This is a genomic window from Tepidiforma sp. (assembly GCF_026419595.1).
Lineage (GTDB): Bacteria > Chloroflexota > Dehalococcoidia > Tepidiformales > Tepidiformaceae > Tepidiforma.
In genome coordinates this window covers 1-20,881 of sequence record NZ_JANZZD010000030.1, presented here as the reverse complement: position 1 = coordinate 20,881, position 20,881 = coordinate 1, and the positions used below count along the sequence as shown (strand labels likewise).

The window sequence follows — 20,881 nt, the reverse complement described above, 5'->3', positions numbered from 1 at the left end:
CGCATCGACGTGAAAGAACGCAGGTAACGTATGGCGACGATTCGGCAGCTCCGGCGACGCATCCAGAGCGTCAAGAACACCGCGAAGATCACCAACGCGCTCCAGCTCGTGGCAGCGTCGAAGATGCGCCGCGCGCAGGACCGGGCGCTGCAGGCGAAGCCATACTCCGAGAAGCTGCGCTCCGTCATCGCTGACCTCGCGGCGGCCACGCTCGACCCGGAGAAGCCCGCCCACCCGCTGCTCGTGACGCGCGAGGTGCAGAACATCGGCCTGCTCCACATCACGCCGGACCGGGGTCTCTGCGGCGGCCTCAACTCGAACCTCAACCGCGCCGCCGGGACGTTCGTCGCGACCCAGCGCGAGCCGGTCGAAGTCATCGCCGTCGGGAAGAAGGGGCGGGATTTCTTCATCCGCGCGCGCGTCAACGTGGTCGCGGAGTTCACCGACCTCGGTGACTACCCCGGGGCGGCGCAGGTCGCGCCCATCGCCCGTCTCGTCATCGACGACTACCTGGCGGGCGTGTTCGACCGCGTCTACATCAGCTACCCGGAATTCGTCTCGACCGCCACCCAGCGGCCGGTCATCCGCCAGCTGCTGCCCATCGAGCCGCCGCAAGCGGAAACGGCGCCCGGTGATAGCACGTTCGCGCAGGACTACATCTTCGAGCCGTCGCCGCAGGAAGTCCTCGCGGAGCTGCTGCCGCGGTACGTGGAGACGCAGATTTATGAAGCGATCCTGCAGAACGCGGCGAGCTTCCAGAGCGCTCAGATGGTCGCGATGAAGAACGCGACAGACAACGCGAACGAAATCACGCGTGAACTGACGCTGACCTACAACAAGGCGCGGCAGGAGCAGATCACGAAGGAGCTCCTCGACATCGTCGGGGGCGCCGCGGCGCTGGAGGGTTGACGCTGGCCGGGTTCGCAGCGGTCATCTTCGATATGGACGGCGTCCTCGTGGACGGCGAGCCGCTGCATTTCCGCGCAGTCAACGAGCTGCTGGCCGAAGAAGGCCTGTCGATTTCGCTCGAGGCCTACAAGCCGTATATGGGCACGAAGACCGGCTGGCAGGACATGGCGCGCGACCTCGGCCTTCGGCGCCCGCTCGATGAGTACGCGGCACGCTACCGGGAGCTGATGCTCGAAAAGTACCGGACACATGCGGCGCCCCTCCCGGGCGCGCGGGAACTCGTGACCTCGCTCGCCAACGCCGGCGTCCCGCTCGCGGTGGCGTCGTCCTCCATCCGCCCGTGGGTGGAGGCGTGCCTGGAGCGCATCGGGCTGCTCGATGCTTTCGACGTCATCGTGACGGGCAGCGAGGTGCGCGAGGGGAAGCCGCACCCGGAAATCTACCTGCTGACCGCCCACCGGCTGGAGGCCCCGGCACGCGGGTGCCTCGCCTTTGAAGACGCGCCGGCCGGCATTCTCTCGGCCCGTGCTGCCGGGATGACGGTGTGGGCCGTGAGGACGGAGTACACCCGGGGCCTGCCGCTTCCGGACCCGGACCGCGAATTCGAATCACTCACCCAGGTCGACCTGGGGTCGCTCATCGGAGCAGCCGCATGAGCGCTGCCGCCATCACGTTCGTCGCCAATCACGCGGAGGTCTTGCCATGGTCATGACTGCCACCGAAGGACGCGTCGTCCAGGTCATCGGGACCGTTATCGACGTCGAGTTCCCGCCGGACCGGCTGCCGGCGCTGTACAACGCCGTCAACATCTACAAGGAGGACGGCTCGGTCCTCGTGACCGAAGTCCAGCAGCACCTCGGCAACAACTGGGTGCGCTGCCTCGCGATGGACTCGACGGACGGCCTCCGCCGCGGTGTCCGCGCGGTCGATACCGGGGCGCCGATTTCGGTGCCGGTCGGCCCGAAGGCGCTCGGCCGCATGTTCAACGTGCTCGGCCAGCCGATCGACGACCTCCCCTCGCCCGATGACGCGCCCCGCTGGGCGATTCACCGCGAGCCGCCGACCTTCGAGGAGCAGGAGACCGCGCCGTCCGTCCTCGAGACGGGCATCAAGGTCATCGACCTCATCGCGCCGCTGGTCCGCGGTGGGAAGGTCGGCCTGTACGGCGGCGCGGGCGTCGGCAAGACGGTCGTCATTCAGGAGCTGATTTCGAACATCGCCCGCGAGCACGGCGGCTATTCCGTCTTCGCCGGCGTGGGCGAGCGCTCCCGCGAAGGCAACGACCTCTGGCACGAAATGAAGGAATCGGGCGTCCTCCCGAAGATGGCGATGGTCTTCGGGCAGATGAACGAGCCGCCCGGCGTGCGCCTCCGGGTCGCGCTCACGGGGCTCACGATGGCCGAGTACTTCCGCGACGAAGAGGGCCGCGACGTCCTGTTCTTCGTCGACAACATCTACCGCTACACGCTCGCGGGTATGGAGGTGTCCGCGCTCCTCGGCCGCATGCCCTCCGCGGTGGGCTACCAGCCGACGCTGGCGACCGAAATGGGCGAGCTCGAAGAGCGCATCACCTCGACGAAGAAGGGCTCGATCACGTCGTTCCAGGCGATCTACGTGCCGGCCGACGACTACACCGACCCCGGCGTGGCGACGACGTTCGGCCACCTCGACGCGGTCGTTGCGCTGGAACGGTCGCTGGCCGAGCAGGCGCTCTTCCCGGCGATGGACCCGCTCGCGTCGTTCTCCCGCGCGCTCGAGCCGCGCGTCGTCGGCCAGGAGCATTACGAGGTGGCGCGCGGCGTCCAGCGCGTCCTCCAGCGCTACAAGGATCTGCAGGACATCATCGCCATCCTCGGCATCGACGAACTTTCGGACGAAGACAAGCTGACCGTGGCCCGGGCGCGGAAAATCCAGCGCTTCCTCACGCAGCCGTTCTTCGTGGCCGAGCAGTTCACCGGCAACCCCGGCCAGTACGTGCCGGTGCGCGAGACCGTGCGCGGCTTCAAGGAGATTCTCGAAGGCAAGCACGACGGTCTGCCGGAGCAGGCGTTCTACATGGTCGGCAACATCGACAGCGCGGTCGAAAAGGGCCGGCGGCTGGCGCAGGAGTAACCGATGCCGCTCACTGTCGAGCTCATCACGGCCGAACGGATCGTCCGCGTCGAACCGGGGGTCGATGCGCTCATCGTCCCCGGCGCCGAGGGGCAGCTGGCCATCTACCCGAAGCACGCGGCCCTGATGACGACTCTCGAACCGGGGGAGATGGTCATCCGGCGCGCGGGCCAGGAGGATGCATTCGTCGTCACCGGCGGCTTCCTCGAGGTGAAGAACGACCACATCACGGTCCTCGCCGACGCCTCCGAGGCTGCCGAGGAGATCGACATCGCGCGGGCCGAAGAGGCGCGGCGCCGCGCGGAGGAGCGCATCCGCCGCTTCCGCGAGCAGGCCGACCGCGACGTCGACCTCGCGCGCGCGCAGGCGGCCCTCCAGCGCGCCCTGCTTCGGCTCCGTGTCGCCGAGCAGCGGCGGCGGCGCACCACCGGCCGGCCGCAGGTGTAGCGCCGCCCCGCGGGGCATGGTGTGCGGTTTTCGGCCCGCCGGGAGGTCGTACGACGCCCGGCGGGCCGTTCGCTTGATGCGGCACGAGCCCCTAGACTGACCTTCGGAATGACCACCCGCGTGCGCGGCGGCAAGTACATCGTCCAGGGCAGCGCCGTCCTGCGCGGGCGGGTGCGCATCTCGGGCGCGAAGAACCACGCGCTCGCCGCGATGTGCGCCGCGCTCCTGACCGACGAGGACGTCGTCCTCGAAAACGTCCCGTACATCACCGACGTCGATTCGCTGGCCGACCTGCTGCGCAGCCTCGGCGCCGTCGTCGAGCGGCTTCCCGACCACGCGCTCCTGCTCAACGCCGCCGGCGTCAGCACCTGCGAGGCGCCGACGGAGCTCATCAGCGAAAACCGCGCGTCGTTCCAGGTGATGGGGCCGCTGCTCGGCCGTCACGGCTTCGCAGCGTCGGCGCCCCCGGGCGGCGACGTCATCGGCCAGCGGCCGATCGACGTCCACCTTTCCGGCTTCGAAGCGATGGGTGCCTCCGTCACGCGGGAAGGCGAACGGTTCGTCGCGCGAGCCCCCAACGGACTCACCGGGACGCGGGTCTTCATGGACTACCCGTCCGTTTCGGGCACGCAGAACGTGATGATGGCCGCCGTCCTCGCGCGCGGGCACACGACCATCGTGAACGCGGCGACGGAGCCCGAGGTGCAGGAGCTCTGCCACCTGCTCAATGCGATGGGGGCGCGCATCGCCGGGATCGGCAGCCAGATTCTCGAAATCGACGGCGTCGAACGCCTCCACGGCACCCGCGCGCGGGTGATGCCCGACCGCATCGAAGCGGGAACCTGGGCGATCGCCGCGGTGATGACCGGCGGCGAGCTGTTCCTCGAGGAAGCGCCATGGGATGTGATGGATGCCCTGCTGCACAAGCTGAGGGCGACGGGGGCCGCCATCACGACGGAACCGGGCGGGATGCTCGTCCGCGGCGGCGAGCCCATCCGGGCGGTCAGCTTCCAGGCGCTTCCCTATCCCGGCCTCGCGACCGACCTGCACGCGCCTTTTGGCGCGCTCCTGACGCAGGCGAACGGCGTCTCGATCATCCATGAGCGGGTCTTCGACAACCGGATGCTCTACGTGAGCGAACTGCGGAAGATGGGCGCCGAGATCGTCTCGACCGGGTCGTCGGCGATCGTTTCCGGGCCGACGCCGCTCCACGGCACGCGGGTGCGCGCGCTCGACGTCCGGGCCGGCGCGGCGGTGCTCCTCGCCGCGCTCGTGGCGCAGGGCACGACGGTCATCGACGACATCTACCACCTCGACCGCGGCTATGAGCGGCTCGATGAGAAGTTGCGTACGATGGGCGTCGAAGTGGAGCGCGCCTGATGGCCTTCGAGTTCCTCGCCCCGAAGAAAGTCGGCATCGACCTCGGCACCGCGAACATCCTCGTCTACGTCAAAGGACAGGGCATCGTCGTCAACGAGCCGAGCGTCGTCGCACGGCACAACCGCGACAACGCCATCGTCGCGGTCGGCAACGAAGCGCGCGCGATGCAGGGCCGCACGCCGGGCTCCATCAGCGTCATCCGGCCGATGCGCGACGGGGTCATCGCCGACTACCTCACGACGGAGGCGATGCTCCGTTACTTCATCGGGCTCGTGACGGGGCGGTTCAATCTCATCCGGCCGGAGGTGATGGTCACCGTCCCGGCCGGGGTGACGAGCGTCGAGCAGCGCGCCGTCCGCGACGCGGCCGAGCAGGCGGGGGCGCGCAAGCCCGCCCACCTCGTGCCCGAACCGCTCGCCGCGGCGATCGGCGCGCGGATTCCGATCGGCACGGCCCGCGGCAACATGGTCGTCAACATCGGCGGCGGCCGGACCGAGGCCGCGGTGATTTCGCTCTACGGCATCGTCGTTTCCGAATCGGTGCGCATGGCCGGCGACCGGATCGACGAAGCGATCATCGCCTACGTCCGCAGGCGACATAACCTCATCATCGGCGAAAAGACCGCCGAGGAGATCAAGATCGCCATCGGCAGCGCGCTGCCCATCGATGAGGGGCTGGCGACGCAGGTGCGCGGCCGAGACCAGCTGAGCGGGCTGCCGAAGACGATTTCGCTCACCTCGACCGAGGTCGCGCAGGCGATCCAGGACTGCCTCGGGACCATCGTTCAGACGGTGCGGGCGGTGCTCGAGAAGACGCCGCCGGAACTGGCGGCTGACGTCATCGACCGCGGCATCGTCCTGACGGGCGGCGGGGCGCTGCTCCGCCATCTCGATGAGCTGCTGACGCAGGAGACGGGCGTGCCCTGCTACGTGGCCGACAATCCGCTCGAGTGTGTCGCCATCGGCGCCGGCATCGCGCTCGACCACCTGGACGTCATCAAGCGGAGCCTCCCGACCGAGGAGGAGAACCTCGTCGGTATGTTCCCGCAGGCCGAGCAGCGCTGACGGCTACGGGCCGTTCACCGGCTGCCGGCACCCTCCCTATTTCGCGCCGCCGTACTCGCTGCGCTTGATGTAGAAGGTCATGCTCTGCATGGCGAGCACCGGGTCGATGTGCCGGATGGTGACGTCGTGCGGAACGTGGGCCGTGATGGGGGCGTAGTTCAGGATCGCCTTGATGCCGGCGTGGACCAGCCGATCGACCACCGACTGGGCTTCGACGGCCGGGACGGCGACGATGCCGATATCGACCCGGTTCGCCCTGAGGTAGTCGTCGAGCTCGTCGATGTGGCGGACGGTGACGCCGCCGACCTCCCGCCCGACGACGCCGGGGTTGGCATCGAAGGCGGCAACGATGTGGAAACCCTGCGGCCCGAACCCGCCGTACTCGGCGATCGCCTGGCCGAGGCGCCCGACGCCGACGAGGCAGACCCGCCACTGGCGGTCGATGCCGAGGATTTCCCGGAGCTTGGAGAGGAGGCCCTGGACGTTGTAGCCGCGGCCCTGCTTGCCGAACCGGCCGAAGTAGCTGAGATCCTTCCGGATCTGCGCGGGCGTCACGTCGAGCAGTTCACCGAGCGCCTGCGAGCTGACGACCGTCTCGCCCCGGGCTGCCAGCTCGGCGAGTGCGCGCGCATATACCGGGAGGCGGTTGATGACGACTTCGGGGATTTCAAGCGCCATGGCGGGGTTGTGAAATCCGTAACTTTCGGCGGACTATATGCCCGGTCCCCGGCGCGGGTCAACCCTCGCACATCACTGCGTGATGCTGGACAGGTGATAGACGGATGAAGTTCTTGCTATCGAATGTGCCGTTTGCGGGCGCTGCATCTTCGATTGACCCATCGCCGATGACCGCTGACGATGAAGGCACCATCTTCCCCCGGAGACGATTGTGAACCTGCGCATCCCTGGCCCGACGCCCTGCCCCGAGGAGGTCCTCGCTGCGGGCGCGATGCAGATGATGAACCACCGCGGCCCGGAGTTCGCCCAGATCCTCCGCCGCGTGACCGATGGGCTGAACTGGGTGTTCGGCAGCTCCACCGACGTCCTCTCGTTCACGACCTCGGGCACGGGAGGCCTCGAAGTGGCGGTCGTCAACACGCTGAGCCCCGGCGACCGCGTCCTCTCGGTCTCGATCGGCTCCTTCGGCGACCGGTTCAAGTCGATCGCGAAGGCGTACGGCGCCGATGTCGTCAGCTACGCGACCGAATGGGGCGAGGCGGCTGACCCGGCGGTCATCGCGCGGATGCTCGACGAGGATCCGTCCATCAAGGCCGTGCTCGTCACGCACAACGAGACGTCGACGGGCGTGACGAACCCGCTCGAGGCGATCGCGAAAGAGGTCCGCGCCCGGGACCGGCTCATCCTCGTCGACGCGGTGAGCAGCATGAGCTCCATCCCGTGCCCGGTCGAGCGCTGGGGGCTCGACGTCGTCGTCAGCGGCTCGCAGAAGGGCTGGATGGTCCCGCCCGGGCTTGCGTTCGTTTACCTGAGCGAGCGGGCATGGGCGGCGAACGCTGAGGCGAAGATGCCGCGCTACTACTTCGACGCCGCCAAGACACGCGATTCGCTCGCGAAGCTGCAGAACCCGTGGACCCCGGCGATGTCCGTCTACTACGCGCTCGATAAGGCGTTCGAGCTGATGCGCGCCGAAGGGCTGGAAGGCATCTTCACCCGGCACGAAGCCATCGCCAACTACACCCGCGAACGCGTGAAGGCGATGGGCCTCAAACTCGTCCCGGTCGACGAGCGGTACGCTTCGAATACCGTGACGGCCGTGTGGTGGCCGGAAGGGGTGGACGGGAAGGCGATCAGCCGGCGCGCCCGCGAAGAGTTCGGCGTGGTGCTCGGCGGCGGGCAGGGCAAGCTCGAGGGGAAGATCTTCCGGGTCGGCCACCTCGGCTGGGTGCACCAGGCGGAAGTCGCGGAGGCGCTCGACGTCGTGGAGAAGCTGCTCGCAGAGGCTGGCGCGAAGGTCTGACGCGTTCCCCGGCGCGGTTCGAGCACACCCGGCCTATGCAGTTTGCATAGGCCGGGTGCGTCATGCATACTGCATAGCACGATGACCCCGGACGAGTTCGTCGCGGCACGGACGGCACTGGGCCTCTCGCAGAGCACCATGGCGGAAGCGCTCGGCGTGGACCAGGGCACGATCAGCCGCTGGGAGGCCGGCAAGACGCGCATCCCGCCCGCCATCGAACTCGCGCTCGCCACCCTCAAGGAGAAGCTCCAGCCCATGTCTGAGTCACGCCGTCCCCGTGTCCTCATCGCCGACCCGGTTGCCCCCGAAGGCATCGAACTCCTGCGGCGCGTCGCGGACGTCGACGTTCGCACCGGCCTTCCGCAGGACTCGCTCATCGCGGCGATTCCGGAGTACGACGCGCTCGTCGTGCGGAGCGAGACGAAGGTGACGCGGCCCGTCATCGAGGCGGCGGCGAAGCTGCAGGTCGTCGGCCGCGCGGGCGTCGGCGTCGACAACATCGACCTCGATGCGGCGACCGAGCGCGGCGTCATCGTCGTGAACGCGCCGCAGGGGAATACCGTCGCAGCCGCGGAACACACGATCGCGCTGCTCATGGCGCTCGCGCGCCACATTCCGCAGGCCGATGCCTCGATGCGCGCGGGCAAGTGGGACCGGAAGAGCTACATCGGCACCGAAGTGCGCGGCAAGACGCTCGGCATCGTCGGGCTGGGCAAAATCGGCTCGGAGGTGGCCCGCCGGGCGGTCGCGATGGAGATGCGCGTGCTCGCCGTCGACCCCTTCGTGCCGGTGGAACGGGCGCGTGCCCTCGGCGTCGAATCGGTGGACTTCGAGCAGCTCCTGATGCTGTCCGACTTCATCTCGGTGCACCCGCCGCTTACGGCGGCGACGCAGGGGATGATCGGCGCCGCCGAGCTCGCCAAGATGAAGGACGGGGTGCGCATCATCAACGTCGCGCGGGGCGGCATCATCGATGAAGCGGCCCTCGCGGAGGCGGTGCGGAGCGGCAAGGTAGCGGGTGCCGCCGTCGACGTCTTCACGTCGGAGCCGCCGCCTGCCGACAACCCGCTCCTCGGCGACCCGCGCATCATCACGACGCCGCACCTCGGCGCCTCGACGGCGGAGGCGCAGGAGCGCGTCGCGATCGACGTCGCGGAGCAGATCGTCGACGTGCTGGAAGGCCGGCCGGCACGCTATGCCGTGAATGCCCCCCTCCTCGCGCCGGAGACACTCCAGGTGGTTGGTCCCTACATGGGGGTCGCGGAGCAGCTCGGCATGGTGGCGACGCAGCTCGTCACCGGGAAGCTCGAAGCGATCGACATCGAGTACTACGGCGAAATCACCGAGCACGACACGACGCCGCTGCGCGCGGCGGTGATCCGCGGCCTGCTCCGCCCAATCAGCGAAGAGAACGTCAACATCGTCAACGCGCACCTCATCGCGACGAGCCGCGGCTGGGACATCCGCGAGACGACCCGGGCTTCCCACGAAGTGTTCCTCAATCTGGTGAGCGTCAAGGTGAAGACGAGCGAGGCGGAGGTCGCGGTGTCGGGCACGGTCGAGCGCGGGCAGCCGCGCATCGTGCTCATCAACGGGCTCGACGTCGATATCGCGCCCGAACGCGGGATGTGCATCATCGTCTGCGACAACGAAGACCGCCCGGGGATGATCGGACGCGTCGGGACGCTGCTGGGCCAGTTCGACATCAACATCCAGTCGATGCAGGTCGGGCGGCGCGCCCGCCGCGGGCGCGCCCTGATGCTGATCGCCGTCGACGAAGAGCCGACGTCGGAGCAGCTGGCGCAGGTCGAAGCGATCGACGGCATCTACAACGTGCGGCTGGTCCGGCTGTAGACGGCGTCAAGTCCGGCTGGCGCGGGCGGCATGCGACAGCCCGAGCAGGAGCCCGACGAGGCCGAGGTTTACGACGAGGCTCGAACCGCCGTAGCTGACGAACGGCAGGGTGATGCCCGTCGTCGGGATGAGCCGGAGGTTCCCGGCGATGATGACCGCGGCCTGGATGGCGATCAGGAGGGCGACGGCCGCGGCGAGCAGGCGCTCGTAGGTGCCCGTCTGTTCGGCGGCGACCCGCAGCCCGGCATGGAGCAGCACGGCGTAGGCGAGCACCACCCCCGCAGCCCCGGCGAGGCCCAGCTCTTCGGCCACCGCAGTGAAGACATAATCGGTCGAGGCCGCCGGGACGACGGTTGGCATCCCGCGGCCCAGCCCGGCGCCGAGGACGCCGCCCGCGTTGACCGCATACGTCGCCTGGAGCGACTGGTAGCCGCTGCCCGCCGGGTCGGCGCCGGGGTCGAGCCAGGCGTCGACCCGGGCCTGCACATGCCCGAAGACGAGGTAGCCGACGAGGCCAGTCGCGAGGACCATCGCGAACCCTGCGGCCGCGAACCGGACCCGGCCGGTGGCGAGGTAGAGCATCGCGATGGCGAGGAGCAGCAGCAGCGCGATCGACCCGAGGTCGCGCAGGAGCGCGAGCGCGGCGACGGCCCCGGCGAGCACGAGGGCGAGCGGCAGCACGTAGGCCGCCCCGGGCACCCGGGCCGCGGCGAGCCGGTCCACGGGCCGCGAGAGCGCCCCGCCGGCATCGGCGAGGTAGCCGGCGAGGAAGAGAATCAGGAACGCTTTGATGAACTCGGTGGTCTGGACGGACTGGCCCGCGATGCGGACCCAGAGCCGTGCGCCGTTGATGGTTTCGCCGACGAGGCCGGTGACGACGAGGACGGCGACGGCCAGCAGGCCGCTCGAATAGGTGAGGGAGCGCAGCCGGGCCGGCACCCGGCCAGCCGCGAGGCCCATGGCGAACGCGGCGACGCCGAGCGCAAGCCAGTTCGCCTGCTGGGCGGCTGAGGCCGGCGCGAGACGTGCGACGAACACGACGCCGAGGAGCGCCAGCAGGGCGACGGCGGGAAGCACTTCCGGCCGGGCGCGCGGCGCGACGGCCCGGAGCGCGAGGTGCATCGCGATGAGGCAAAGCGCGGCCTGCGCTACGATGCGAACCATGCCGCCGGGCAGTTCGAAGCCGCTCGCCGCGAGCGCCCGCCAGCCGAGGAGCAGCAGCGCCAGCGGCCCGGCCAGGAGCGCCGCCTCGGCTGCCCGCTCCCGCGAAAGCGCCTGCTGGAGGTTCACCTGACGCTCTCCGCTGCGGACATCGTAGACGGACGATACCGCCTCGAGCGCTTGCTCGGAACCGGCGGGATGGCCGAAGTGTGGCTCGCCGAGGACCTCCGGCTCGGGCGGTGGGTCGCGCTCAAGGCGCTCCATGCGTCCCTTACCGAGGCGATCGACCCCGAAGCGGTCGCGGCCTTCGAACGCGAGGCGCGGGTCGTCGCGCGGCTCCAGCACCCCAACATCGTCGCCGTCTACGACGCCGGGGAGCACGAAGGCCAACGCTACATCGTCACCGAGTACGTCCACGGCTATACCCTGCGCCAGCTCATCGCCACCCAGGGCCGGCTCACCGAACAGGAAGCGCTCCGGCTCGGGCGGCAGGTCGCGGCCGCGCTCGCCTACGCCCACGAACAGGGCATCGTCCACGGCGACGTGAAGCCGGAAAACATCCTCGTGAACGAGCACGGGGCGGCGAAGCTGGCCGATTTCGGCGTGGCCGAGACGCTCGGGCGGACGCTCTCGCCGGCGATGGCGAACGACCTGCTCGGCACCATCGCCTACCTCGCCCCGGAGGTCATCCAGGGTTCGCCGCCGTCGCCGGCCTCTGACCAGTACGCGCTGGCGCTGACGCTCTACGAGGCGGCCGCAGGGCGGCTGCCCTGGGCCGGGAGCTCGCCGGCGGCTGTCGCCGGTCAGCGGCTGGCCGCGCCCGCACCGCCGCTCCGGCGGTTCGCCCCGGGCGCCTCGGCCGCGTTCGAGGCGGTGCTGGCGCGGGGGCTTTCCGTCGAACCCTCGGCGCGCTACCCGGACCTCCATGCGTTCGGGGCGGCGCTCGGCTCCATTCCCGCCGGGCCGGCGGCCTCCGCGCCGATCGCGGCGCCGCCGGGCCGCCCGCCGGAGCTGCGGCGGCACACGACGGCCCGGGTGCCGCGCGCGCCGGCGCCGCCCGCGCGCCGCAGGGGCTCGGGCGCCGGCTGGTTCACGGTCGTCGCCGTGGTCGGGGTTCTGATGTTCGCAGCCGGCGCCGGGGTGCTGCTCGCTGCCCTGCTTACCGATGGCGGACGAAGCGGCCAGCCGCCCGCCCCCACGCCGGTCCCCACGAGCGCGCCGGAGCCCACGCCGACGCCCGCCCCGTCGCCCGTGCCCTCCCCCAGCCCGACACCGACGGAAGCGCCCAGCCCGACGCCATCGCCGAGCCCCTCGCCGACGGCCGCCACACCGACCCCGGCGGGTACGCAGATGCCGCCGATGCCCGCGACGGCGACGCCGCCCGGCGCGACCCCTGTCACGACCCCCACGCCTTGACGTTCGTCAAAAGTCGTGCATCGCAGGCATCGAATCTGTCTATCGTGCGATAGCATGGCTGGCGGAGGTGACCATGCAACTCGGACTGTTCATGATGCCGACCCATCCGCCGGAGCGGTCGCCGTACGACGGCGCCCAGTGGGATCTGCAGATGATCCGCTGGGCCGACGAGCTCGGGTTCTCGGAGGCGTGGATCGGGGAGCACTTCACGGCCATCTGGGAGCCGGTGCCCGCGCCCGACCTGCTCATCGCGCAGGCGCTGCTGCAGACGTCGCGCATCAAGCTGGCGCCGGGCGCCCACCTGCTGCCCTACCACCACCCTGCGGAGCTCGCGGCCCGGGTCGCCTACCTCGACCACCTCGCGCAGGGCCGGTTCATGTTCGGCGTCGGCTCGAGCGGTCTCCCATCGGACTGGCACCTGTTCGATGTCGACGGGGCCTCGGGCGAGAACCGGCGAATGACGGCGGAAGCGCTCGACATCATCCTCCGCATCTGGGAGGCGGACGGCGAGATGCGGTACGAGGGCCAGTACTGGACGGTGCACGTCCCGCCGCCGATGGTCGACGGGCTGCTCTATCACCACCTGAAGCCCTACCAGAAGCCCCATCCGCCGATCGGCATCGCCGGGCTGAGCCCGCGGTCCGACACCCTCAAGCTGGCCGGTGAGCGCGGCTTCATCCCGATGAGCCTGAATCTCAGCCCGCACTACATCAAGACGCACTGGGACGTGTACGAAGAATCGGCGCAGGCCGCTGGCCGGCCGGCCGACCGCGCGAGCTGGCGCATCGTGCGCGAAGTCTTCGTCGGCGAGACCGACGCCGAGGCGCGCCGCTGGTGCCTGGAGGGGAACATGGGCCGGCAGGAGCGCGAGTACCTGCTGCCGCTCTTCCGGGCGTTCGACTTCGCCCAGTGGATGACGACAGACTCGTCGGTCTCGGCTGCCGACCTCACGCCGGAGTACTTCGTCGACCACGGCTGGCTCGTGGGGTCGGTCGAGACGGTGACCGAGAAGCTGCTGGCGATGCACCGGGAAGTCGGCGGCTTCGGCACCTTGCTCGTGCTGGGGTTCGATTACGCCGACGCCCCGGGGCCGTGGCGCCAGTCGATGGAGCTGCTGGCGCGCGAAGTGCTGCCGCGGGTCAACCGGGCGCTCCAGCCGGCTGCGGTGTAGGCGGCCGCCGGGTCCGCAGCGAACGCACGAAGGGGGCCGATCGTCGGCCCCCTTCCCTTTTCGGTGCGATGCTCCGCTCGGGTCAGACGCGGTGGCACCAGACCCAGTGCTCGCGGTCGGCCGTGCCGACGTTCCGCCAGTCGGGCCGGCGGGCGCGGCATTCGTCGATCGCGATCGGGCAGCGGGTGTGGAAGACGCAGCCGGGCGGCGGGCGAAGCGGGCTCGGCACGTCGCCGAGGAGGATGATGCGCTCGCGCTTCCGCTCCACGTCCGGGTCGGGAATCGGCACCGCCGAAAGGAGCGCCTTGGTGTACGGGTGGAGCGGGTTTTCGAAGATGGAGTCGCGGTCGGTGAGCTCCATCATGTGGCCGAGGTACATGACCCCGACGCGGTCCGAGATGTGGCGCACGACGGAGAGGTCGTGGGCGATGAACAGATAGGTGAGGCCGAACTGGTCCTGCAGGTCCTGCAGGAGGTTGATGATCTGGGCCTGGATGGAGACGTCGAGGGCGGAGACCGGCTCGTCGCAGACGATGAAGTCCGGTTCAACCGCGAGGGCGCGGGCGATGCCGATGCGCTGGCGCTGGCCGCCGGAGAACTCGTGCGGGAAGCGGTTCGCGAAGTACGGGTTCAGGCCGACCGTCTGGAGGAGCTGCTGGACCCGCTCCTTCTTCTCTTTGCCGCTGGCGAGCTTGTGGATGGTGAGGGGCTCGCTGATGATGCTGCCGACGGACATGCGCGGGTTCAGGCTCGCGTAGGGGTCCTGGAAGATCATCTGCATGCGGCGGCGGAAGCGGCGGAGTTCGCCCCCCTTGATCTTCGTCAGGTCGGTGCCGTCGAAGACGACGGAGCCGGCGGTCGGCCGGGTGAGCTGGAGAATCGCCTTGCCGGTCGTGCTCTTCCCGCAGCCGGATTCGCCGACGAGGCCGAGCGTCTCGCCGCGCCGGATTTCGAACGAGATTTCGTCGACGGCGCGGACGTCGGCGACTTTCCGCTGGAAGATGATGCCGGACGTGACCGGGAAGTAGACCTTCAGGTTGTCGACCTGGACGAGGGTGTCGCCGATGGCGGCGCGGCCCTGTCGCGTGGTGGAGCTAGTTTGCTGCGCCAACTGGCACCTCCCGGCGGACACGTTCAGATTCCCAGCAGGCGGCGTAGTGCTTTTCGCCTACCAGGTTGAAGGGCGGGTATTCCTCGCGGCACTTGTCGACGCGCCAGGCGCAGCGAGGATAGAACGGGCAGCCCGGCGGCAGGTGGGCGAGGTCCGGCGGGAGGCCTTCGATCGGGATGAGCTTCTCCTTCCGGGTCTCATCGAGCCGGGGCACCGAGTTCAGCAGGCCGACGGTGTACGGGTGCTTCGGGTTCCGGTAGAGCTCGACGGCCGAGGCCGTTTCGATGACCCGGCCGGCGTACATCACGTTCACGCGGTCCGCATAGCGCGCGACCACGCCGAGGTTGTGCGTGATGATGATGACCGCGGTGCCGAACTCGCGGCTGAGGCGGTTCATGACCTCGAGGATCTGGGCCTGGATGGTCACGTCGAGCGCGGTCGTCGGCTCATCGGCGAGCAGAAGCTTCGGGTTGCAGCTCATCGCCATGGCGATCATCACGCGCTGGCGCATGCCGCCGGAGAACTGGTGCGGGTAATCGTCGAGCCGGCGCTTCGCCTCGGGGATGCCGACCATCTCGAGCAGCTCGGCCGCCCGGTTGCGGGCGGCCTGCCCGTGGAGGTCCATGTGGAGCTCGAGGGTCTCCGTGAGCTGGCGGCCGATCGTGAGGACCGGGTTGAGGGAGGTCATCGGCTCCTGGAAGACCATGGCGATCTCGTTGCCGCGGATCTTCCGGATCTCATCCTCGTCCAGCTTCAGGAGGTCGCGCCCCTTGAAGATGATTTCGCCGGAGACGATCTTGCCGGGCGGCTGGGGGATCAGGCGGAGGATGGAGAGCGCGGAAACGCTCTTCCCGCAGCCGGATTCGCCGACGAGCCCGAGCGTTTCTCCTTCTTCTACCACGTAGGACGTGCCGTCGACGGCTTTGACGACGCCCTCCTGCGTGTAGAAGTACGTTCGCAGGTCTTTGACCTCGAGTAGCGGCATCCCTTCTCCTTTCGCGCCCGGCGTGGCCGGCAAGACCGGTGTTCGCCCTGGGGCGGGGTTCGAGTGGTGGGGAAGAGGAGACTCGAACTCCTACGCCTTGCGGCACATGATCCTAAGTCATGCTCGTCTGCCGATTCCGACACTTCCCCACGAAGTGCCCGGGCGGCCGCGTGGCTGCCCGGCGGTCGAACAGGGAGCTGGTGAGCCGCGGAGGACTCGAACCTCCAACCGGCTGATTAAGAGTCAGCTGCTCTGCCAGTTGAGCTAGCGGCCCCCTCAGGACGCGCGGGAGTATATCACGGGCCTTTCGCGTCGCGGCAACTGCGCGACTTGCCAATAACCGCTGCGTTTACGTTACCGCGGCGCGCCCGCCCGGTCCAGCATGCAGAAAGCCGCGTAGACCGTATCTCCCTCGCACGTTAACGCGCTGACCGCTACGCTCGAAGCGTGGGCGCCGACGACGAATGGTTGCGCGAAGCATTGGCTCCTGCCGTGCTCGGCCGCCGGCGCGTCTTCTGCTGTCATTCGGCCACGTTGAGCGGGAAACACGCGCCGAACTCCCTCGCGGCGGTTCGCGAATGCGTCGAGGCCCGGGTGCCGCGGCTCGAGGTCGACGTCCGGTTCACCGCCGATGACCGGATGGTCTGTTTCCATGACGGAACCCTGGAACGACACTCCACCGGGGCCGGCTCCATCGCCGGGCTGCCCGCGCTGAGCCTCCGTGCAGTCACGTACCGCAAGACGGGCGAGCCGCTCGCCTTCCTCGACGAGGTCGTCGAGGCCATGGCCGGTTCCGACACGATGCTCCAGGTGGATCTCAAGCTGAACCGGCCGATTTCGCCGACGCGGGTGAAGGCGCTCGAGGCCGCGCTCCGGCCGCTCCAGGGGAACGTCATCGTCGGGTCGCAGTCGCCCTGGAACCTGCGCAAGCTCACGGAGGTTCCTGTCGCGTTCGACCCGACGCTCTTCCTGAACTACACGCCGGCGCGCCGCCAGGCGCCGTATCCGCGGCAGCGGGGCATCCACGGGTTCTGGGACGATTCGCCGCTCGCGCGAAACCCGTACACGACGCCCCGGGAGTACCTCGAGGCGCGCATCGATGAGCTGCACGGCATGGTGCCCGCGGCCCGCGAATGGATGGTCGACATCGGCACGGTCCTCCGAATGGCGGAGCTCGGTGTGCTGCTCGGCGAGGAGCTGGCGCAGCGGGGCATCGAGCTCGCCGCGTGGACGCTGAAGGCGCGGGACCCGCTCGGGGCGACGCTCGATCGGCTCTGGGCGGCCGGCGTGACGACGGTGATCACCGACGTGCCGCGGGCGGCGGCCGAAGCCTGCGCTGCTGGGCGGGCGCGGGCCGCCGTCCCCTGAGCAGCAACGCGGTTCACGGCAGCGTTACGCATTCTCCCCCGCGCCCGACCGGTTGAAGCGGCCGGCAGCGGCCGAACCTCGATGCAGGGAGAGACTACCGGGGGATTGCCGGCATGAAACGTTTCGCCACCTGGCTGGGCGCCCGCGTCGGAAGGACGGACGACGAAACGGGGCAGGGCCTTGCCGAGTACGCGCTCATCCTCGCGCTCATCGCGCTCGCCTGCGTGGCCGCGCTGGTCACCCTCGGCCAGGCCATCGCGAACTCGCCGGGCTTCAGCGTCCTCCCCGGCGCCCTGTAATCGCCGGGCCGCGCTTCAGAGCAGGACCAATCCGCAGTTGCGGCTCGTGCCCTGGACCCAGGCCGGGCCGCCGTCGAGCGTCCCGAGGGAATTGACGTACCCGGGCGCGCCGGGAATGTAGCGGCGCCACCGCGTCCCATCGAACTGGTAGACGGCCCCGTAGCAGCCAGCTGCCCGCGCGAGGACGGCGTCGACCGGCCCGGCCGGCAGCACTACGAGGTTCCATCCCTCCCAGAGCGTGACGGCCGCGCCGTCTTGCCGGGGGAGCGGCGTCGGCGTCGGGGTCGGTGTCGGCGACGGCGTGCGGGTCGGTGTCGGCGACGGGGTCACCGTGGCCGCCGATGTCGGCGTCGCCGTCGGGGCGGAGGCCGCCGCACCGGGGCACGGCTGGTTCGCCGGGTACTGCGCGATGACCACGACCCAGGCGACCCGCCGGCCGTCGCTGCTCGAAGCCCGGCCGGCGCCGACGCACTTGAAGGGCAGCGACGCGGAGGGCGTGGATGCCCAGATGCCGCTCCCGGGGTAGGCCATGTCGGCCGCGGCCTGGGCCGCGCTCACCTGGATGGGTTGACTGCTGGTGTAGGCGCGGATGCCTTCGCCGCTGCCGTAGGCGTACGGCGTGCCGCCGGAGGTGGTGCCCGTGTAGCCGCAATCGAGCGCGCGCTGCGCCCAGTTGCGGCCGAAGCTGTCGCCGTGGCCGCCGGGCGCGCCGTTATCGACCTGCCACTGGGCGAACCACGCGGCCGCGGCGTTGAGCGCGCCGGAGACCTGGAGGGGCGTCGAGGGGCTGACGTTCTGGTCGCGCCACGCCTGGATGAGCTGCAGGAACTGCTGCTCCTGGGCATCGAGAGCGTCGTGCGGGGTGCCGCAGGGGCCGGCGGCGCGGGCTGATTCGCGCGGCGCGGCGGCCGCGATGAGGAGCAGGAGGCCGGCGGCGAGCGCCGGCAGGAAGGACCATCGCATGACATCACCAACAGCGGGGGCGCTGGCCGCCTCACCATAACACCGGGCGGTGTGCAAACGTCAACCGGGGCGCCACTGGCGAATCTGAGAGGCCAGGCGTACCATTCCGGCATCGGATGACGGCGACGCTTGTGCCCCCGACGCGGCCGAAGGCCAGCCCCGGCGGACGGCTTGCCGTTCCCCGGCTGCCGCGGCGGCTCGTCGCGCGCCCGCGCGTGGTGGGCGAAATGCACCGCGGGGTGGGAAGCGGCATCATCGCGGTCGTCGCGCCGCCCGGGTACGGAAAGACCACGGCAGTCGCGATGGCGCTCGAAGAGCTGGACTTCGAGCCGCGCTGGCTCACCCTCGATGCGACGGCTCGCGCGCCTGAAGCCTTTGCCCACCAGATCGGCGCCGCGCTCGCCCGGAACGTGCTGGCGCCGCCGCCCCCCACGGCGTTGAAGCTGAGCGACCTGCAGGCCTACGTCAGCGCGGCCGTGCACGACGCGGCAGCGGGGTGCGAGCGCCCGCTCCTGCTCGTGCTCGACAACGTCCACGAGATCGCCGAATCGCACGAGTCGCTCCAGCTCCTCGGGTGGCTCATCGACGCCATGCAGGGCGGGCATGAACTGGTGCTCTGCGGCCGCGAAATGCCGTTCGTGCCGGCTCTCAATGAGCGGCTGGCGACCGGCGACATCGTCATCATGGGCCGCGAAACGCTCGCCTTCGACGTCGACGAAATCGCGGCGGCGAGCGGGGCGCTCGGAGCGGCGGCCGACGCGCGCCGGGTGCTCGAGCAGACGGGCGGCTGGCCGGTCGGCGTCATGGCGACGCTCGCCGGGGATGCCGTCGCCGGCGTCACGGCGGCCGATTTCGACCGCTACCTCGCCGCGGAGGTGTGGGAGCGCGTGCCCCCGAGCCTTCGCGGGATGCTCCATCGCCTGTCGCTCCACCCGTCCATCGAGCGGTCGGTGGTGGAGCTGGAGTTCGGTCTGCGTGCCTGGCGTGAGCTCACCGCGTGGATGAGCCGCCGGGACTTTCTCTGTGAGCACCTCTCGCCGCGGGAGTTCCGCCTCAATCCGCTGCTGCGCCAGTTCATCGCCGAGGACTTCGCCGCCGCCGACCCTGAGGGCTTCCACCAGGCCCTCGACGACGTGCTCGGCGCGCTCGTCCGCTCGGGGCGCACCGTCGAGGCGGTCGAGCTCGCGCGCGCGCAGGGCTCGGAGCTCCAGCTCGCGGGCCTGCTCGAGGCGCACGGCCACGCGCTCATCCTGCGGGGGTCGTTCTCCCTGCTGAACGATGCCTTCGCAGCCATCGGGCTCGCGACGCTCGACCGGCGTCCGCTGCTCGCCGCGCTGAAGGCCCGGACCGAAGCCCACGTCGGCGACCCCGACGAGGCGCTGCGGCTCGCCGGGCTGGTGCTCGGGGACCGGGCTGTCCGGGGTGCGGCGCGGGTGCACGCGCACCTCGCGCGGCTGCGCGCGCTGCGGCTGCTCGGCCGCCTCGAAGAGATGCAGCGCGAGGCCGACCGCCTCCGGGCGCTCGACTGGGAGGGCGACCCGGCGCTGCGCGCCGAGGTGACCTACCAGCGGGCGGAGTTCGAGCTGAGCGTCACGCGGAACTTCCCGCGCGCCGAGGAGCTGCTCCGCGACGCCATCGACGAGGCCGAGCGCCACCACGTGAGCCCGCTCGACCTGCTCGCGCGGTCGACGCTCGGGCAGGCGCTCGCGATGCACGGCGACGCGCCCGCGGCGGTGACGATGCTCACGCGCGCGGCGCAGGGCTGGCGGTCGCTCGGCCGCTCGTCGAACCTCGGCTGGACCCTCAACAACCTCGGCATGGCGCACCTCGATGCGGGCGATTTCAAGAGCGCGGTCGCGGTGCTCGAGGAAGCCGTGGCGGAAGGCATCTCCTGCGGCAACCGCCGGAACGTCGCCTACGCCACGGGCTCGCTCGGCGACGCTGAGCTGGCCCTCGGCCATTTCAAGAAGGCGCAGGAACACTTCGAAGAGGCGATCCGCATCTGCGCAACCGAGGCGCTCGACGAAACGCTCGCCGCGCTCTCCATCGCTGGCCTCTCGGCGGCGTTCCTCGGGCAGGGCGACCTCCAGCAGGCCGACTTCTTCGCGCGTCGCGCCATGCTCGTGGCGCTCGCCTCCGGCAACCAGTACGAAATTGCGTACTGCAAGCTGCGGCAGTCTGCCGTCGACCTCGCCGCCGGCAACGCGCTCGTCGCGGAGCGTCTCGCCGGGGAGGCTGCAGACGCCTTCGAACAGATGGACGTCGCGCCGTTCGCGGCCGCAGCCTGGTATCGGAGGGCGATGGCGCAGTTCCGCCTGAGCCGGCGGGCGGAGGCGCAGGAATCGCTCGCGAAGTGCGCCTGCGCGATTCGGCAGCCGTGGATGACGAACGTGCTCGTTCCGCTGGTGCGGGAAAACCCGATGTTCGCGCAGTGGGCCGCGTCGCGGCCGGCCGCCGGGCGCTGGTTCCGCGACATCCTCGAGCGGCAGAGCTTCCTCGTCAGCAGCGACGCCGCGGCGTTCTTCGAGCTGGTGCTGGGCGGCACACTCACGGGGCCGACCTGGCAGGGCTTGCCGACGCTGGGCAGCCCCTCCTCGCTGGCGGAGCAGGACACGGCGGCCACCGCCATCACCGGCGGCGAGCGCGTCTGGGCCGGCTATACC

18 protein-coding genes and 2 tRNA genes are annotated in these 20,881 nt (G+C 70.1%); 13 read left to right on the top strand and 7 right to left on the bottom strand.

Features of this window, described 5'->3' with window-relative positions:
• Positions 1-30: 30 nt before the first annotated feature.
• The 6 genes from atpG (at position 31) to N2041_RS12515 (ending at position 5,912) form a co-directional block, all read left to right on the top strand.
• Positions 31-909 (top strand): ATP synthase F1 subunit gamma, encoded by an 879-nt coding sequence (gene atpG, locus N2041_RS12540; protein WP_297678917.1) that lies wholly within the window; start codon positions 31-33, stop codon positions 907-909.
• Positions 906-1,565 (top strand): HAD family phosphatase, encoded by a 660-nt coding sequence (locus N2041_RS12535; protein ID WP_297678916.1) that lies wholly within the window; start codon positions 906-908, stop codon positions 1,563-1,565. Before atpG ends, N2041_RS12535 begins: the two co-directional genes overlap by 4 nt.
• Positions 1,566-1,611: 46 nt before the next feature.
• The gene (atpD, locus tag N2041_RS12530) at positions 1,612-3,021 is read left to right on the top strand and encodes a F0F1 ATP synthase subunit beta (protein WP_297678915.1); all 1,410 of its coding nucleotides are present in this window, start codon (positions 1,612-1,614) and stop codon (positions 3,019-3,021) included.
• Positions 3,022-3,024: 3 nt separating this feature from the next.
• On the top strand, positions 3,025-3,468 hold the full coding sequence (locus N2041_RS12525; RefSeq protein ID WP_297678914.1) for a F0F1 ATP synthase subunit epsilon: 444 nt from the start codon (positions 3,025-3,027) through the stop codon (positions 3,466-3,468).
• Positions 3,469-3,576: 108 nt separating this feature from the next.
• A complete protein-coding gene (gene murA / locus N2041_RS12520; RefSeq protein WP_297678913.1) occupies positions 3,577-4,848 on the top strand; it encodes a UDP-N-acetylglucosamine 1-carboxyvinyltransferase in 1,272 nt (423 codons plus the stop codon).
• Complete coding sequence (locus tag N2041_RS12515; RefSeq protein ID WP_270056271.1) at positions 4,848-5,912, top strand: rod shape-determining protein; 1,065 nt, start codon at positions 4,848-4,850, stop codon at positions 5,910-5,912. The genes murA and N2041_RS12515 overlap by 1 nt, the downstream gene beginning before the upstream one ends.
• Before the next feature lie 36 nt (positions 5,913-5,948).
• Here the strand turns inward: N2041_RS12515 and N2041_RS12510 are convergent, their stop codons facing one another.
• Positions 5,949-6,590, bottom strand: a complete 642-nt coding sequence (locus N2041_RS12510) for a redox-sensing transcriptional repressor Rex (protein ID WP_297678912.1) — start codon at positions 6,588-6,590, stop codon at positions 5,949-5,951.
• A 211-nt stretch (positions 6,591-6,801) separates the two neighbouring features.
• Here N2041_RS12510 and N2041_RS12505 point away from each other — a divergent pair, with 211 nt between their 5' ends.
• Positions 6,802-7,890, top strand: a complete 1,089-nt coding sequence (locus N2041_RS12505; protein ID WP_297678911.1) for an alanine--glyoxylate aminotransferase family protein — start codon at positions 6,802-6,804, stop codon at positions 7,888-7,890.
• 81 nt (positions 7,891-7,971) lie between these two features.
• Positions 7,972-9,744, top strand: a complete 1,773-nt coding sequence (gene serA / locus N2041_RS12500) for a phosphoglycerate dehydrogenase (RefSeq protein WP_297678910.1) — start codon at positions 7,972-7,974, stop codon at positions 9,742-9,744.
• 6 nt (positions 9,745-9,750) lie between these two features.
• Here the strand turns inward: serA and N2041_RS12495 are convergent, their stop codons facing one another.
• Entirely contained in the window at positions 9,751-11,034 is a 1,284-nt protein-coding gene (locus N2041_RS12495; protein WP_297678909.1) for an FtsW/RodA/SpoVE family cell cycle protein, read from the bottom strand.
• Between N2041_RS12495 and N2041_RS12490 the strand changes: the two genes are divergently transcribed.
• Both N2041_RS12490 and N2041_RS12485 read left to right on the top strand, forming a co-directional pair.
• Positions 11,020-12,321 (top strand): serine/threonine-protein kinase, encoded by a 1,302-nt coding sequence (locus tag N2041_RS12490; RefSeq protein ID WP_297678927.1) that lies wholly within the window; start codon positions 11,020-11,022, stop codon positions 12,319-12,321. The genes N2041_RS12495 and N2041_RS12490 overlap by 15 nt on opposite strands.
• 73 nt (positions 12,322-12,394) lie before the next feature.
• The gene (locus tag N2041_RS12485; protein WP_297678926.1) at positions 12,395-13,492 is read left to right on the top strand and encodes an LLM class flavin-dependent oxidoreductase; all 1,098 of its coding nucleotides are present in this window, start codon (positions 12,395-12,397) and stop codon (positions 13,490-13,492) included.
• Between the two features lie 82 nt (positions 13,493-13,574).
• Here the strand turns inward: N2041_RS12485 and N2041_RS12480 are convergent, their stop codons facing one another.
• The 4 genes from N2041_RS12480 to N2041_RS12465 form a co-directional block, all read right to left on the bottom strand.
• A complete protein-coding gene (locus N2041_RS12480; protein ID WP_297678908.1) occupies positions 13,575-14,603 on the bottom strand; it encodes an ABC transporter ATP-binding protein in 1,029 nt (342 codons plus the stop codon).
• Positions 14,587-15,588, bottom strand: a complete 1,002-nt coding sequence (locus tag N2041_RS12475) for an ABC transporter ATP-binding protein (protein WP_297678907.1) — start codon at positions 15,586-15,588, stop codon at positions 14,587-14,589. Before N2041_RS12475 ends, N2041_RS12480 begins: the two co-directional genes overlap by 17 nt.
• Positions 15,589-15,652: 64 nt before the next feature.
• A tRNA-Leu gene (locus N2041_RS12470) sits at positions 15,653-15,737 on the bottom strand.
• A 49-nt stretch (positions 15,738-15,786) separates the two neighbouring features.
• Positions 15,787-15,862 (bottom strand) — tRNA-Lys (locus N2041_RS12465).
• A 260-nt stretch (positions 15,863-16,122) separates the two neighbouring features.
• On the opposite strand from N2041_RS12465, the gene N2041_RS12460 reads away from it, so the two are divergent.
• Entirely contained in the window at positions 16,123-16,956 is an 834-nt protein-coding gene (locus N2041_RS12460; protein WP_297678906.1) for a glycerophosphodiester phosphodiesterase family protein, read from the top strand.
• A 113-nt stretch (positions 16,957-17,069) separates the two neighbouring features.
• A complete protein-coding gene (locus tag N2041_RS12455; RefSeq protein ID WP_297678905.1) occupies positions 17,070-17,255 on the top strand; it encodes a hypothetical protein in 186 nt (61 codons plus the stop codon).
• A 15-nt stretch (positions 17,256-17,270) separates the two neighbouring features.
• Here the strand turns inward: N2041_RS12455 and N2041_RS12450 are convergent, their stop codons facing one another.
• Positions 17,271-18,218 (bottom strand): hypothetical protein, encoded by a 948-nt coding sequence (locus N2041_RS12450; protein WP_297678904.1) that lies wholly within the window; start codon positions 18,216-18,218, stop codon positions 17,271-17,273.
• A gap of 116 nt (positions 18,219-18,334) precedes the next feature.
• Between N2041_RS12450 and N2041_RS12445 the strand changes: the two genes are divergently transcribed.
• Positions 18,335-20,881: tetratricopeptide repeat protein (locus N2041_RS12445; RefSeq protein ID WP_297678903.1), on the top strand; the 2,547-nt coding region annotated here is incomplete at its 3' end.